The sequence below is a fragment of the Mycobacterium sp. SMC-18 genome (genome assembly GCF_045310895.1).
Classification (GTDB): Bacteria; Actinomycetota; Actinomycetes; order Mycobacteriales; family Mycobacteriaceae; genus Mycobacterium.
In genome coordinates this window covers 167,746-181,685 of the sequence record NZ_JBJIAL010000005.1, presented here as the reverse complement: position 1 = coordinate 181,685, position 13,940 = coordinate 167,746, and the positions used below count along the sequence as shown (strand labels likewise).

The following is a 13,940-nucleotide window of genomic DNA, read 5'->3' as shown; positions in this document are numbered from 1 at the left end:
TCGGGTTCACGCGGCGGTGCGTCACCTGAAATAAAACCGGCTGCCCGAGCCTTGACCTTGCTGGGCCAGTGCCCGGAAACCGATTGGAGACGAATCGATGTCGCGAGTAGTGCAGTTCGCCGAATACGGCACACCTGAGGTTTTGCGAGTGGTCGATGTCGAGCCGCCGGCTCCCGGACCCACCCAGGTGCGAATCGCGGTACGTGCCGCGGGCGTCAATCCGATCGACTGGAAGATCCTCGGCGGATACATGCGCGAACTGATGCCGCTCGAGCTGCCCGCCGGTGTGGGGTCCGACGTGGCCGGCGTCGTCGACGCCGTTGGGTCCGAGGTGACCGAGTGGGCGGTTGGCGACGAGGTTCTGGGCCGGTCGACGACAGGTTCGTTCGCGGATCTTGCGCTGGCGGAAGCTGCCGAGCTCGTCCGTAAGCCTGAGGGCGTCAGCTGGGAAGTGGCGGGCTCGCTGGCAGGCGCGGGCGGCACTGCGTACACGGTGCTGGGGAAGCTCGGCGTCAAGGCGGGCGACACCCTGCTCATCCATGCGGCCGCGGGCGGCGTAGGTACTTTTGCCGTCCAGCTCGCAAAGGCTCAGGGTGTCAATGTCATTGGCACGGCGGGTGAATCCAACCACGAATACCTGCGTTCGCTCGGCGCGACGCCGGTCACCTACGGCGATGGTCTGCTCGAGAGGGTGCGGGCCGCCGCACCCGACGGAGTCGACGCCGTTCTCGACGCCTCCGGTCGCGGCGAGATTCCGTTGTCGATCGAGCTCACCGGCGATCCGGCCCGGGTGCTCACGCTGGTCGCCTTCGACCAGGCCGACACCGGCATCCAGGTGCACGCCGGTGGGTCCGGAAGCGAACTGGGCGCCGCCCTTCGCGAACTCGCGACGCTTGTCGCGCAGGAACGTCTTGCCGTCTCGATCAGCGAGACGTACCCGCTGACCGAAGCCGGTGCCGCGCTCTCGGCGAGCACGACGGGCCATGTGCACGGCAAGCTCGTCGTCGTGCCGTGAACACTACGACGGTCAGCTGACCACCACCAGCAGGTCATTGCCTTCGACACTGGCCGTGGGCGCCACCGCGAGCCGCGTGACGGTACCGGCTCTCGGCGACGTGATGGCTGCCTCCATCTTCATCGCCTCGATGGTGGCGACCGTTTGGCCGGCGCTCACCCGCTCGCCAACGGTCACCCCGATCGTCACGACGCCGGCGAACGGCGCCGCAACGTGGTCCGGGTTGCCGCGGTCCGCTTTCTCCACCGCGCGGACTGCGCTATCGATCGACCTGTCCCGCACCAGGATCGGGCGTAGCTGACCGTTCAACAGGCACAGCACCGTCCGCATGCCGCGGTCATCGGGCTCGGAGATGGCCTCGAGACCGATGAGCAGCTCGACGCCCTTCTCCAACTCGACCCGGTGCTCTTCGCCGCGGCGCAGCCCGTAGAAGAACTGGTTGGCGCTCAGGCGGGAGGTGTCGCCGAATTGTTCTCGATGCGTGCGGAATTCGCGGGTCGGACCGGGGAAGAGCAGCCGATTCAGGGCCGCTCGGCGGGTAAGACCGGGTTCCGCCAGTTCGGCGTAGTCCTCGACGGTGAGGGTTGCCGTCGGCCTGGTGTCGGACCTTCCGCGAAGGGCCTTGCTGCGCAAGGGTTCCGGCCAGCCGCCGGGCGGGTCGCCGAGCTCGCCGCGGAGGAAGCCGATCACCGAATCCGGGATGTCGCAGCGGTGCGGGTCGGCGGCGAACTCCCCGGCGCTCATCCCGGCGCCGACGAGCGCCAGCGCAAGATCACCTACCACCTTGCTCGACGGCGTCACCTTCACCAGTCTGCCGAGAGCGTGATCTGCTCCGGCATAGGCGTTTTCGATGTCCTCGAACCGGCCGCCCAGCCCGAGGGCGGCGGCCTGGGTACGCAGATTGCTGAGCTGCCCGCCCGGGATCTCGTGGGTGTACACGCGGCCGGTCGGTGCGGGCAGGCCCGCCTCGAACGGCGCGTAGACGCGGCGCAACGCCTCCCAATACGGTTCCAGCTCACAGACGTTTGCCAACGACAGACCGGTGTCGTGCGCGGTGTGCGCGGCTGCCGCAACGATCGACGACAGCGCAGGCTGGCTGGTGGTGCCGGCCAGCGGTGCCGCCGCCCCGTCGACTGCAGAGGCACCGGCCTGCCAGGCCGCGACGTACGTGGCCAGCTGTCCACCCGGGGTGTCGTGGGTGTGGACGTGTACAGGCAGGTCGAAACGGGATCGCAACGCCGACACGAGTTTTGCCGCCGCGGGTGGTCGCAGCAGACCGGCCATGTCCTTGATTGCCAGCACGTGGGCACCGGCATCGACGATCTGCTCGGCCAGCTTCAGCCAGTAGTCGAGCGTGTACAGCGTCTCCGCGGGGTCGGAGAGGTTGCCGGTGTAGGACATCGCGACTTCGGCCACCGCGGAACCGGTTTCGCGCACTGCATCGATCGCCGGCCGCATCGACTCCACGTTGTTCAGCGCGTCGAAGATCCGGAAGATGTCGATGCCGGTGGCGGTGGCCTCCTGCACGAACGCCGACGTGACCGATGTCGGATAGGGTGTGTAACCCACGGTGTTCCGGCCGCGCAACAGCATCTGGAGGCAGATGTTGGGCATCGCCTCCCGCAGCGCGGCCAGCCGCTCCCACGGGTCCTCTTTCAGGAACCGAAGCGCCACGTCGTAGGTCGCGCCGCCCCAGCACTCGACCGACAGCAGCTGCGGCGTCATGCGCGCCACGTACGGGGCCACCTTGACCAGGCCCGAGGTACGCACTCGAGTTGCGAGTAGCGACTGATGGGCGTCGCGGAACGTGGTGTCGGTGACCCACAGCCGCGGCGACTCCAGCAGGGCCGCCGCAAAGCGCTCTGGGCCGAGCTCGGTCAGCAGCTGCTTGCTGCCCGCCGGTGCCGGACCGTCGAGATCGATCTTCGGCAGCTTGTCACGTGGATACACAGCCGACGGACGACCGCCATGCGGTTGGTTCACCGTGACATCCGCGAGGTAGTTGAGGATGCGCGTGCCGCGGTCCCCTGGAGTGTGGGCCGTCAGCAGTTGCGCACGCTCGTCGATGAACGATGTCGAAACCTTGCCTGCGGCGAAGTCCGGATCATCGAGAACCGCTTGCAGGAAGGGGATGTTCGTCGACACCCCGCGGATGCGGAACTCCGCGAGGGCGCGTCGGGCCCTCCTGACCGCCGTCGCGAAGTCGTGGCCGCGGCAGGTGAGTTTGACCAGCATCGAGTCGAAGTGGGCGCTGATCTCCGCACCGACGTTGGTGCCGCCGTCCAACCGGACGCCGGCACCGCCGGGAGAACGGTACGCGGTGATCCGGCCGGTGTCGGGACGGAAACCGTTGGCGGGATCTTCGGTGGTGATGCGGCACTGCATGGCGGCGCCACGGATTCTGACGCGATCCTGGCTCAGCCCGAGCTCGGCCAACGACCGGCCGGCCGCGATCCGAAACTGGGCGGTGACCAGGTCGACGTCGGTGATCTCCTCGGTCACCGTGTGCTCGACCTGAATGCGCGGATTGCACTCGATGAACACATGGTGCCCGCGCTCGTCGAGCAGGAACTCGACGGTTCCGGCGCAGAAGTAACCGATCTGGCGCGCGAATGTCACCGCATCAGAACAGATCCGGTTCCGCAGTTCGTCGGTGAGGTTCGGGGCGGGGGCCAGCTCGACCACCTTCTGGTGCCGGCGTTGCACACTGCAGTCCCGTTCGAAGAGATGGATCACCTCGCCGGTTCCGTCGGCCAGTATCTGCACCTCGATGTGGCGGGGGTTGAGGACCGCCTGCTCGAGGTAGACGTTCGGGTCACCGAAAGCAGACTCCGCTTCGCGCGACGCCGCCGCGATGGCCTCGGCCAGCGCGGCCGGCTCGGTCACCCGCCGCATGCCACGTCCGCCACCACCCGAGACGGCCTTGACGAACAGGGGAAACTCCATACCGGCTGCGGCCGTGAGCAATTCGCTGACTGACGCAGACGGAGCCGACGATGCGAGCGCCGGTAGGCCGGCGGTTCGGGCCGCGGCGATGGCGCTGGCCTTGTTACCGGTCAACTCCAGGACGCCGGCACTCGGGCCGACGAACGTGATGCCGGCCGCGGCGCACGCTGCCGCGAGTTGGGGGTTCTCCGAGAGGAATCCGTATCCCGGGTACACCGCGTCGGCGCCGGACAGCTGGGCCACCCGGATGATGTCGGGCACCGACAGATAAGCCCGAACGGGATGGCCAGGCTCGCCGATCTGGTAGGACTCGTCGGCCTTCAATCGGTGTGGGGAGTTCCGGTCCTCGTGGGCGTATACCGCCACCGTCGCGATACCCAGCTCATAGGCCGCCCGGAAGGCCCGGATCGCGATCTCACCCCGGTTGGCGACGAGGACTTTGGTGATGGCGCGCTCAGGCAATGGAACGTTGTGGTTGGCCCGAGTATTCACTCAGGGGACGGATCAGCGCGTTGGACGCCGCTTGTTCCATGATGTGCGCGGTCCAGCCCACGATGCGGGCCATCACGAAAAGCGGTGTGAAGACCGGGATGTCGAAGCCCATGAGGTAGTAGGCCGGTCCGGTGGGGAAGTCGAGGTTCGGCTTGATCCTGGTGGCGGTGAACATCTCGCGCTCCAGCACGGTGTAGATGTCCAGCCACCGCTGGCCGCCGCGGGCTGCCACCACCCGGTCGAGCGCAGCCTTCATCGTCGGCACCCGAGAGTCACCGTTCTTGTAGACGCGGTGCCCGAAGCCCATCACCTTCTCTTTGCGGGACAGCTTGTCGTGCAACCACTTCGGGGCATTCTCGGCTGAGCCGATCTCCAGCATGTCGTGCATGACGGCCTCGTTGGCGCCGCCGTGCAGCGAGCCTTTGAGCGCGCCGATGGCGGCGGTCACCGCGCTGTAGATGTCCGACTGCGTGGAGGTCACCACCCGGGCGGCGAACGTGGACGCGTTGAAGCTGTGCTCGGCATACAGCACCATGGACTGGGAGAACGCGTCGACGATCGCCGGTTCGGGGACCGATCCGAAGCACATGTTCAGGAAGTTCTCGGCGTATCCCAGCTGACGGTGCGGCTGGATGGGCGAAAGTCCTTGCCGTCGGCGGATATCGGCGGCGACGATTGTCGGCAGGACGGCGAACATGCGCAGTGACTTGGCGTAGTTGGCGGGAGTCGTGCTGTCGTCCTCTTCCGGATCCTCGGCGCCGAGGTAGCTGATCGCGGTGCGGACCACGTCCATCGGGTGGCAGCTCTCGGGCAGCTTGGCCAGCAGCGAGTACATCGACCGGTCGATCCGCCGGGAAGCCCGCTCGCGCTGGCAGAACATCGCGAGTTCGTGTTCGGTCGGCAGCTCGCCGTGCCACAGCAGGTAGGCCACCTGCTCGAACGTGCAGTGCGTCGCCAGATCCTGCACGGGATAACCCCGGTAGGTCAGGCTGTTGGTCTCGGGCACGACCTTGGAGATGGCGGTGGTGTCGACGACGACACCGGCCAGACCCTTGTGGATGTGGGGCGGTTGAGTGGTCATGATTTCACGTCCTGGAGGGTGAAATTGAAGATGTCGGAATCGAATTGGTTGTATTCGGCATAGCGCAGCAACTCGTACAGCCGGCTGCGGTGTTGCATCTGGCCGAGCAGGCCGGCCTGGGTTCCGGCGGTGTGGATTTCGCGCAGGCCCATCTCGACCGCGTGCATCGCCAGACGCAGCGTGGTGACCGGGTAGATCACCAGGTTGTAGCCGATGTCTGACAACTGCTGGGCCGTCACGAGTTCCGACTTGCCGAACTCGGTCATGTTGGCCAGCAGGGGAGTGTCGACCGCTGCCCGGAACTGCTCGAATTCCCTTGGGGTGGACAGTGCTTCGGTGAAGATCAGGTCGGCGCCGGCATCGGCGTAGGCCTTGGCCCGGTCGATGGCCGCGGCGATGCCCTCGATTCCGGCGGCATCAGTGCGCGCACAGATGACGAAGTTGGGGTCCCGGCGAGCGGCGACCGCGGCACGCAGTCGCTTGATCATCTCGGTGGCCGGCACGACTGCCTTACCGTCGAGGTGGCCACAGCGCTTGGGGTTCACCTGGTCCTCCAGATGGCAGCCGGCCAGCCCGGCATCCTCCAGGATCGTGATGGTGCGTGCGGCGCTCATCGGCTCGCCGAAGCCGGTGTCGGCGTCCACCAGGGTGGGCAGGTCGGTGGCCGCGGCGATCTGGGCGCTGCGGGCGGCCACCTCGGTCAAGGTGGTCAGCCCGATATCGGGCAGGCCCAGGTCGGCCGACAGCACCGCGCCCGAGACGTAGACCCCCTCGAAGCCGATCTCTGACACCAGCTTCGCCACCAGTGGCGAGAATGCGCCCGGATAGCGTTGCAACCGGCCGGAATTCAGCGCCGCCCGCAACGCCACCCGCTTGTCGGCGGCCGAGACCCGCGAGCCGAGCAGGCCGGCGCTCATCGGAAAATCCCCGACGGGATCGTGGGCGCCTTGTCCAGCACGACCTGGTCGACGCGCACGTTGAGGGCGCCGAGGCTGCCCGGCTTCATGGCCGCAAGGCCGTCGACCACGGCCAGGAACCGGTCCTGCTCGGCAGGGGCGACGACGCCTTCGGCGAGCGTGGTGAACTTGTCGCGGTACTGCTCACGCCGGAACGGACGCGCGCCGAGCGGGTGCGCGTCGGCCACGGCCAGCTCGTCGACGATCACCTCGCCGCTCTTGAGCGTCACCACGGCCCGGGCGCCGAACGCCTTCTCCGCCGGGTCATTCGAGTGGTAGCGCCGGGTCCACTCCGGGTCCTCGACGGTCGAGATCTTGTGCCACAGCTCGATGGTGTCCGGCCGGTGGGCGCGCTCGGGAGCGTACGACCGCTCGTGGTGCCACTCACCGTCCTGCAGTGCGACCGCGAAGATGTACATCACCGAGTGATCCAGGGTTTCTCGTGTTGCATCCGGGTCGAACTTTTGCGGATCGTTCGAGCCGGTGCCGATCACGACGTGCGTGTGGTGACTGGTGTGCAGCACGATGGTGGCGATCTGGTCGACATCGCCGATCCGCGAACGCATCCGGCGCGCCAGGTCGATGGGGGCCTGGCTCTGGTACTCGGCGCTGTGTTCCTTGGTGTAGCTGTCCAGGATGGCCAGCTTGGGTTCACCGGGGCCGGGCAGCGGCACCCGATAGGTGTGCTCGGGCCCGGACAACAGCCAGGCGATGACGCCGTCCTCGCCTTCCCAGATGGGGGCGGGGGAGCCTTCACTGCGCATGGCACGGTCCACGGCCTCGATCGCGACCTTGCCGGCCAGCGCTGGGGCGTAGGCCTTCCAGCTGGAGATCAGACCCTTGCGGGACTGGCGGGTGGCGGTGGTGAGGTGCAGCGCCTGGCCGACCGCGGCATAGATGGTCTCGGGGTCCAGCCGGAGCATGGTGCCGAGGCCGGCGGCGACGGACGGGCCGAGGTGCGCGACGTGGTCGATCTTGTGTTCGTGCAGGCAGATTCCGCGGACCAGGTCCATCTGCACCTCGTATGCGGTGGCGATGCCGCGGATCAGGTCGGCGCCGCGGACGTCGAGCTGCTGGGCCACCGCGACCAGGGCCGGGATGTTGTCCCCCGGGTGCGAGTACTCGGCGGCCAGGAAGGTGTCGTGGAAGTCGAGTTCGCGGACGGCCACCCCGTTGGCCCAGGCGGCCCACTCGGGCGAGTAGGTGCCGTCGATGCCGAATACCGTGGCACCGCGCGGCGTGCGGTGCGCCTGTGCCTGGGTCCGGGCGACGGTGACGGGACGCCGGATCACCGATGCGGCCGAGACCGCGGCGTTGTCGATGATCCGGTTGACGACCATCGCCTCGACTTCGGGCGTCACGTCGACCGGATCGGCGGCCACCTCCGCGATCTTCCACGCCAGGTGTTCCGAGCGGGGGAATTCCTCCGCGCTGCGTCGGGTGCGTACCTCGTGTGTCTGCATGATTCGCACGCTACGCAGCTGATCGCGAGCCGGAAAGACCCTGTATTTGCGTAATTTTGCGTCCTTGGTGGTTGTAGTTTGCGAACTTTGTGTAAGCCGCGGGGGTTAGGCTCGCGGCAGTGGCAAAGACATTCGTGGGCGCCCGTCTGCGACGGCTGCGCGAGGAACAGGGCCTGACGCAGGTCGCGCTGGCGCGCGTCCTGGGTTTGTCGACGAGCTACGTCAACCAGCTGGAGAACGACCAGCGCCCGGTGACGGTACCGGTGCTGCTCACCTTGGCGGAGCGCTTCGATCTGCCGACCAACTACTTCGCGCCCGAATCGGATGCGCGGCTGGTTTCCGACCTGCGCGAGATCCTCGCCGACACCTCGGCGACGGCCGGCCAGATCGAGGAACTGGTGGCGAGAATGCCGGCGGTCGGTCAGATGCTGGTCAGCATGAACCGCCGATTGTTCGATGCCACAACCGAACTCGACGCCATGCACACCCGCGCCACCGTCGACGCGTCGGCGCCGTTGCCGCAGCCGATGCCGTTCGAAGAAGTCCGGGACTTCTTCTACGACCGGAAGAACCACGTCGGTGAACTGGACGCCGCGGCCGAATCGTTGTTCGGCCGGTTCGCTATGCGGCTCGGCGGTTTGGATGCCCAACTGGCCGACTTGCTGACCGCAGAGCTCGGCATCAGTGTGGTCATCGACGACGGGGAGGTGTTGGGGCCCAATGCCAAACGCTTGTACCGCGAGGACGTCGGCGTTCTCTACGTGGCCCGGTGGCTGCACCCGGGGCAGCGCGCATTCCAGCTGGCCACCCAGCTGGCGCTGTTGATGTATGCCGACCTGATCGCGGCGCTGGTGGCCGCCGACGACCAACTGAGCGCCGAGGCAAGGGAAGTCGCGCAGATCGGGTTGGCGAACTACTTCGCCGGCGCGCTGTTGATGCCGTACCGGCTGTTCCTCGCAGCGGCCGAGGAACTGCGGTATGACATCGACCAGTTGGCGCGCCGGTTCGAGGTCGGATTCGAGACCGTATGCCATCGGCTCTCGACGCTGCAGCGCCCCGAAGCCAGGGGTGTGCCCTTCATCTTCGTGCGCACCGACAGCGCGGGCAACATCTCGAAACGTCAGTCCGCCACCGCCTTTCATTTCTCCCGGGTGGGTGGCAACTGCCCGTTGTGGGTGGTGCACCAGGCCTTCGCGAGACCCGGGGAGTTCATCACCCAGGTGGCGCAGATGCCCGACGGGCGGTCGTATTTCTGGATCGCGCGCACGACGACGTCGGCCCCGAGTCGGTTCCGGGGGCCGCGGAAGCGTTTCGCCATCGGTCTCGGTTGCGACCTGGCGCACGCCGACAAGTTGATCTATTCCGCCGGCATCGATCTGGCCGACCCTGAGGCCGCGATTCCGATCGGTGCGGGCTGCAAGATCTGTGACCGCCCTGCCTGCCCGCAGCGGGCCTTTCCCTACATCGGTCGTCCCGTGCAGGTCGACCGGCACACCAGCACCGATTTGCCGTACTCGTCTTCGGGCGGGCACACCTGAATTAATATCTGGGCACGTCAATATCCAGGCTTGCCGAACCAGTTGGTTCGGGATTACAGTCAGTTTCCGAACCAACTGACTTGGGAGGTCCCTGTGGACGTCGATACCGCCCGCGCTCGTTTCGCCGAACTGCGGGGCCAGGCTCATGTCGATCCGGCCGAGTTGGACGAAATCTGGGCCTCGCTGGAACCGGTCCGAGCCGTCGACATGGTCGGCAACTGGAAAGGCGACGAGTTCGACACCGGTCACAAGATGAACGGCCAACTGCAGGCGGCCCGGTGGTACGGCAAGATCTTCAAATCGATCAACGATGTCGAGCCCATCGTCTGCTACGACGAAGCGGGGCAACTGTTTTCGAACAGGGACCTCAGCCGTGGCGGCGCGACGTTGTGGAACATCGAGTTTCGCGGCGAGGTGACCGGGACCATGGTCTACGACGGGCAGCCGGTGTTCGACCACTTCAAGCGGGTCGACAGCGACACCCTCATGGGCATCATGAACGGCAAGCGGCAGCGCACCGACGACAAGCTGTTCTACTTCCTCCTCGAACGCGACCAGTGAGGTAGCTGGCTGTTACCCTGGCGGATGCTATGAGAGCAGCCGGACATGCGACACGCGAGCGCATCATGGCTGCCGCCAAAGCGGAGTTCTCCGCCCTCGGATTTGCCGGTGCCCGGCTGAATCGCATTGCCGCCGAAGCCAATGCCAGCAAGGAGCGGCTGTACAGCTACTTCCAGAGCAAGCAGAACCTGTTCGAGGCCGTTGTCGAGCAGTGGATTCAGGACGCGCCGTACGACGCGATCTTCAAACCCGACGACGTGCCGGCGTACGCTGTCGCGCTCTTCGACTACATGGTCGCGGACCCGGTCGGGGCGCGGTTGCAGCGCTGGATCGAGCTGGAGGCCGCCGACGGGATGTTCGGTGACCACGTGCTGCGCCGCATCTTCCAGTCCAAGCTGGACCGGATCGCCGAGGCCCAGCGCAGCGGGATCATCGACGCGTCGTGGCGGCCGATGGATCTGCTGGTGCTGCTCAACGACATGACCTATGCGCTCGCCGCGGGCGGATTCGGTATCGACCGCATCGTCGATCAGCCGCTGTCGCCGGAAACCGCCGCCGTCCGGCGCGCCGCCGTCGCCGAGGCCGCGCGCCGGCTGGTTCAACAGCCCGCCGGTGACTGACGACCTGGCCGGGTTCGGCCCGTTCTTCGCCATTGTGCGGCAACAGGATTCGCCGACGCCGCCGTGGCGACCGATGGCCGAGCTCATCGACGATCCCGAAGCGCTGACCGCGCGCGTGCACAAGGTCAGGTCGGCGCTGATGGGCAACGGCGAGCCCGAGATTCGCGTTGCCGCGTCCGTCGCGCACCTGGGGCTGGTGGCGCGGCTGATCGCGCCGATGGTCGGCACCGCCGCTCTCGGGGAGCCGGTGTCGTGGTCATTGGCCGATCTGGCCTGGCAGGACCAGCTGGGTGGTCCCTATCCGCTGGCGGTCTCCGCGCGGCCGGCCGGCGGCGCGCCCGCAGTGGAAGTGCTCACGAACGCGTTCGGGCGATTCGGCGTCAGCCCGAAAGTGTTGTGGGGCAACGTCGGGTCGGCCGCCAACAGTGCGGCCCAGCAGATCGGCCGGACCCGGCCCGACTTGGCGGAGCAGGCACGACAAGCGGCCGACGCGGTGCTCGCGGACCCCCGAGTCGACGGGGGAGTGCTGCGCTCGGGGCCGGCATTTCGCCGAAACAGCTGCTGCCTGATCTACCAGCTGGCCGGCGACAGGGCGGCGTGCTGCGGCGACTGCGTGCTCACCGCACCGGGATCAGATCGAACGCCTGCTTGATGATGCTCAGCAGCCACTGCGCCGCCGTCTGACCCTTGAACGTCGGCCAGGTCAGCTGGAAGTTCACCACCCACGGCTGGCCGGTGTGGTCGACGGCGTACCAGCTGAAACCGAGGTCGCCCGGCAGGTTGCCGCCCTTTGAGCCGAGGTACGGCCACTTGGCGCGGTCCAGGTCGATGCCGGCGACCTTCGACATGATGTCCCGGACCGGCGCGGCCGGCCCGACAGCGGCGGCCTGCACCGCGACGTGCTCGCGGCAGATGTCGGCGGCGCTGCCGTACCACTCGGCCCCGATGCTGGATGCCGGCGTCCGGGTGCGGTACGGGTCGGGCTCGTACGGCCGTGAACTCACCTGCTGCAACAGCGCCGTGCGCTGCGCTTTGTCGCCGTTCTTCCACTGGTCACGCACATCGGGCTTGCCCCAGCCGATCGAGAACAGCTCGTGCATGGTCGGGTACGGCGTCAGACTCGCCGGGTCGTGGTGCCCGGCGACCACGAGTGCCTCGTCGACCGCGGCCGGGCCGACCTTGTTGATCAGCATGTCGGTGGCCATGTTGTCGCTGACCGAGATCATCTGCTGGGCCGCCTCGTGCACCGTCACCTGGGTACCCGGCGCCAGGTTGTCCATGCCGGCCGAACCGAGCTTCTTGCCTTCGGCGGTGACGGTGACCTTGTCGTCCCAGCTGAGGGTGCCGGCCGACACGGCCCGCGCAACGGCAAGCAGCACATAGATTTTCATGATCGACGCCAGCGGCATCGGCTCGTCGACGTTGGTGCCGGCGACCTTGACGCACTTGCCGTCGACGACCTTGGCGACCTGATACGAGTAGTGCGCGCCGGACTTCGCGATCGCCGCGTCGACGTCGGCCCAGGACTTGACGGTCGGCGGACGCAGCGAGACCTCCATGCGGTCGACGGTGCCCTTGCCGTCGACGTGCAGCTGGATGTCCTGGTTCACGCCGTAGGAGTTGGTGACGTGCAGCGTCGACTGTCCGGCGCCGATGTCGATGCCGGTGAGCTTGAACGGGCGGTCCCACCAGATCCACTTCATCCGGTAGGTGATGTCGTCGACCTGGTCGGGTGCGGCGAGCGTCTTCACCCCGGCCGGCTCGATGGACCAGTCCGAGTTGAGCATGTCCATCGTCTGCCTGGACCGCATGCCCTGCGGGGTGCTCATGTCGATCAGCGCGCCGTAGGCAGCGCTCGATGGCGGCGCGACGGCTGCGGGCGTACTGCTACAGCCGCCTAAGACGACGATGACTGCGCCGGCAGTGGCGAGCGCAGCCCGGGTCTTATGCCTGCTGGCCGGAACCAGCAACGTCCAACACAACCTCGAATTCGAGAAGTGATGCTCCGGTGGCGACGGGATTCGCCCGCTGCCCGGCGTGCGCCTCGACGGCCGGGCCCGTGGCCCAGGCCTGGAACGCCTCGTCGGACTCCCACTGCGTCACCACGAAGTAGCGGTTCTCGCCCTTGACCGGGCGGAGCAGCTGGAACCCGAGGAAGCCGGGCTGGCCGTCCACCGCGTGAGCACGGTTCGCGAACCGCTTCTCCAATTCCGGGCCGGCGTTGGGCGGAACTTCGATCGCATTGATCTTCACCACAGGCATGTGGTTCAGGTTACCGCGCTAGTCGACAGGCAGGATGGGGCCATGACGACCGACCTGCTCACCGCCCGGGGCGGCACCGGCGAGCCGATTGTGCTGGTGCACGGATTGATGGGCCGCGGGACGACGTGGGACCGGCAGTTGCCGTGGTTGACGGAATTGGGCGAGGTCTACACGTACGACGCCCCGTGGCACCGCGGGCGCGGCGTCCACGATTCCGAGCCGATCAGCACCGAACGGTTCGTCGCTGACCTGGCCGACGCGGTCGGTTCGCTGGGGCGCCCGGCGCGGTTGATCGGGCACTCGATGGGTGGGCTGCACAGCTGGTGTGTGGCCGCCGAGCATCCGGAACTGGTCACCGCGCTGGTGGTCGAGGACATGGCAGCGGATTTCGTCGGCTTCACCATCGGTGCCTGGGATCCCTGGACACATTCGATTCCGGTCGAATTCGATTCGGCGCAACAGGTTTTGGATCTCTTCGGCCCGGTCGCCGGCCAGTACTTCCTGGACGCTTTCGATCGCACCGAGACCGGTTGGCGGCTGCATGGCGAGGCGGCGCACTGGGTGGCGATCGCCGCCGAGTGGGGCACCCGGGACTACTGGCAGCAGTGGACGGCAGTACGGGCGCCGACACTCCTCATCGAGGCCGGCAACGGGGTCGCGCCGCCGGGGCAGATGCGCAAGATGGCCGAGATCGGGCACCGGACAACGTATGTGGAAGTTCCCGGCGCCGGCCACCTCGTGCACGACGACGCACCCGAGGTCTACCGCCGCGCGGTCGAGGATTTCCTCGCGTCCGTCTGATTACTCGAATCGGGAACGTGCCGCGGCGAGGTCGTGCGCGACGCGGTCAAGGTCGCGGGAGTCTCCCACGTCGGTCCAGTTGACGTTGCCGAAACCGTTGCGCGCACCGGGATTTCGGGTGATGGCGCTCAACAGGGCGCCGAGTGCGAAGGGGGCGACCATGATCGCGACCATCGCGACGAGAGTCAGGATGGTGTTCATGCCG

13 protein-coding genes are annotated in these 13,940 nt (G+C 67.2%); 6 read left to right on the top strand and 7 right to left on the bottom strand.

Features of this window, described 5'->3' with window-relative positions; genetic code table 11:
* Nucleotides 1–97 precede the first annotated feature (97 nt).
* Complete coding sequence (locus tag ACJH6J_RS06730) at nucleotides 98–1,015, top strand: NADP-dependent oxidoreductase (RefSeq protein ID WP_135356468.1); 918 nt, start codon at nucleotides 98–100, stop codon at nucleotides 1,013–1,015.
* 12 nt (nucleotides 1,016–1,027) lie between these two features.
* Here the strand turns inward: ACJH6J_RS06730 and ACJH6J_RS06725 are convergent, their stop codons facing one another.
* From ACJH6J_RS06725 to prpD, 4 genes are read right to left on the bottom strand one after another with little or no spacing between them, the layout of a single operon-like run.
* Entirely contained in the window at nucleotides 1,028–4,408 is a 3,381-nt protein-coding gene (locus ACJH6J_RS06725; protein WP_167837989.1) for a pyruvate carboxylase, read from the bottom strand.
* A 7-nt stretch (nucleotides 4,409–4,415) separates the two neighbouring features.
* Nucleotides 4,416–5,534, bottom strand: a complete 1,119-nt coding sequence (locus ACJH6J_RS06720) for a bifunctional 2-methylcitrate synthase/citrate synthase (protein ID WP_135356470.1) — start codon at nucleotides 5,532–5,534, stop codon at nucleotides 4,416–4,418.
* Complete coding sequence (gene prpB, locus ACJH6J_RS06715) at nucleotides 5,531–6,451, bottom strand: methylisocitrate lyase (RefSeq protein ID WP_135356471.1); 921 nt, start codon at nucleotides 6,449–6,451, stop codon at nucleotides 5,531–5,533. The genes ACJH6J_RS06720 and prpB overlap by 4 nt, the downstream gene beginning before the upstream one ends.
* Nucleotides 6,448–7,953, bottom strand: a complete 1,506-nt coding sequence (prpD, locus tag ACJH6J_RS06710) for a 2-methylcitrate dehydratase PrpD (protein ID WP_406803721.1) — start codon at nucleotides 7,951–7,953, stop codon at nucleotides 6,448–6,450. The genes prpB and prpD overlap by 4 nt, the downstream gene beginning before the upstream one ends.
* A gap of 119 nt (nucleotides 7,954–8,072) precedes the next feature.
* On the opposite strand from prpD, the gene ACJH6J_RS06705 reads away from it, so the two are divergent.
* The 4 genes from ACJH6J_RS06705 (at nucleotide 8,073) to ACJH6J_RS06690 (ending at nucleotide 11,324) form a co-directional block, all read left to right on the top strand.
* Nucleotides 8,073–9,491: a short-chain fatty acyl-CoA regulator family protein gene (locus ACJH6J_RS06705; RefSeq protein ID WP_406803720.1), complete on the top strand. Its 1,419-nt coding sequence runs from the start codon at nucleotides 8,073–8,075 to the stop codon at nucleotides 9,489–9,491.
* Between the two features lie 93 nt (nucleotides 9,492–9,584).
* Nucleotides 9,585–10,052, top strand: coding sequence for a DUF4334 domain-containing protein (locus tag ACJH6J_RS06700; RefSeq protein ID WP_406803719.1), 468 nt, complete (start codon nucleotides 9,585–9,587; stop codon nucleotides 10,050–10,052).
* Between the two features lie 65 nt (nucleotides 10,053–10,117).
* Complete coding sequence (locus tag ACJH6J_RS06695; RefSeq protein ID WP_135356475.1) at nucleotides 10,118–10,672, top strand: TetR family transcriptional regulator; 555 nt, start codon at nucleotides 10,118–10,120, stop codon at nucleotides 10,670–10,672.
* The gene (locus ACJH6J_RS06690; protein ID WP_406803718.1) at nucleotides 10,665–11,324 is read left to right on the top strand and encodes a (2Fe-2S)-binding protein; all 660 of its coding nucleotides are present in this window, start codon (nucleotides 10,665–10,667) and stop codon (nucleotides 11,322–11,324) included. The genes ACJH6J_RS06695 and ACJH6J_RS06690 overlap by 8 nt, the downstream gene beginning before the upstream one ends.
* Here the strand turns inward: ACJH6J_RS06690 and ACJH6J_RS06685 are convergent.
* Both ACJH6J_RS06685 and mhuD read right to left on the bottom strand, forming a co-directional pair.
* Nucleotides 11,290–12,654 carry a serine hydrolase gene (locus ACJH6J_RS06685; protein ID WP_371824493.1) on the bottom strand — a complete coding sequence of 455 codons (1,365 nt, stop codon included), beginning with the start codon at nucleotides 12,652–12,654 and terminating at the stop codon, nucleotides 11,290–11,292. The genes ACJH6J_RS06690 and ACJH6J_RS06685 overlap by 35 nt on opposite strands.
* Entirely contained in the window at nucleotides 12,617–12,934 is a 318-nt protein-coding gene (mhuD, locus tag ACJH6J_RS06680; RefSeq protein WP_020100898.1) for a mycobilin-forming heme oxygenase MhuD, read from the bottom strand. Before mhuD ends, ACJH6J_RS06685 begins: the two co-directional genes overlap by 38 nt.
* 42 nt (nucleotides 12,935–12,976) lie before the next feature.
* Here mhuD and ACJH6J_RS06675 point away from each other — a divergent pair, with 42 nt between their 5' ends.
* The gene (locus ACJH6J_RS06675) at nucleotides 12,977–13,735 is read left to right on the top strand and encodes an alpha/beta fold hydrolase (protein WP_135356476.1); all 759 of its coding nucleotides are present in this window, start codon (nucleotides 12,977–12,979) and stop codon (nucleotides 13,733–13,735) included.
* On the opposite strand, the gene ACJH6J_RS06670 is transcribed toward ACJH6J_RS06675, so the two are convergent.
* Entirely contained in the window at nucleotides 13,736–13,936 is a 201-nt protein-coding gene (locus ACJH6J_RS06670; RefSeq protein ID WP_135356477.1) for a hypothetical protein, read from the bottom strand.
* Nucleotides 13,937–13,940 lie beyond the last annotated feature (4 nt).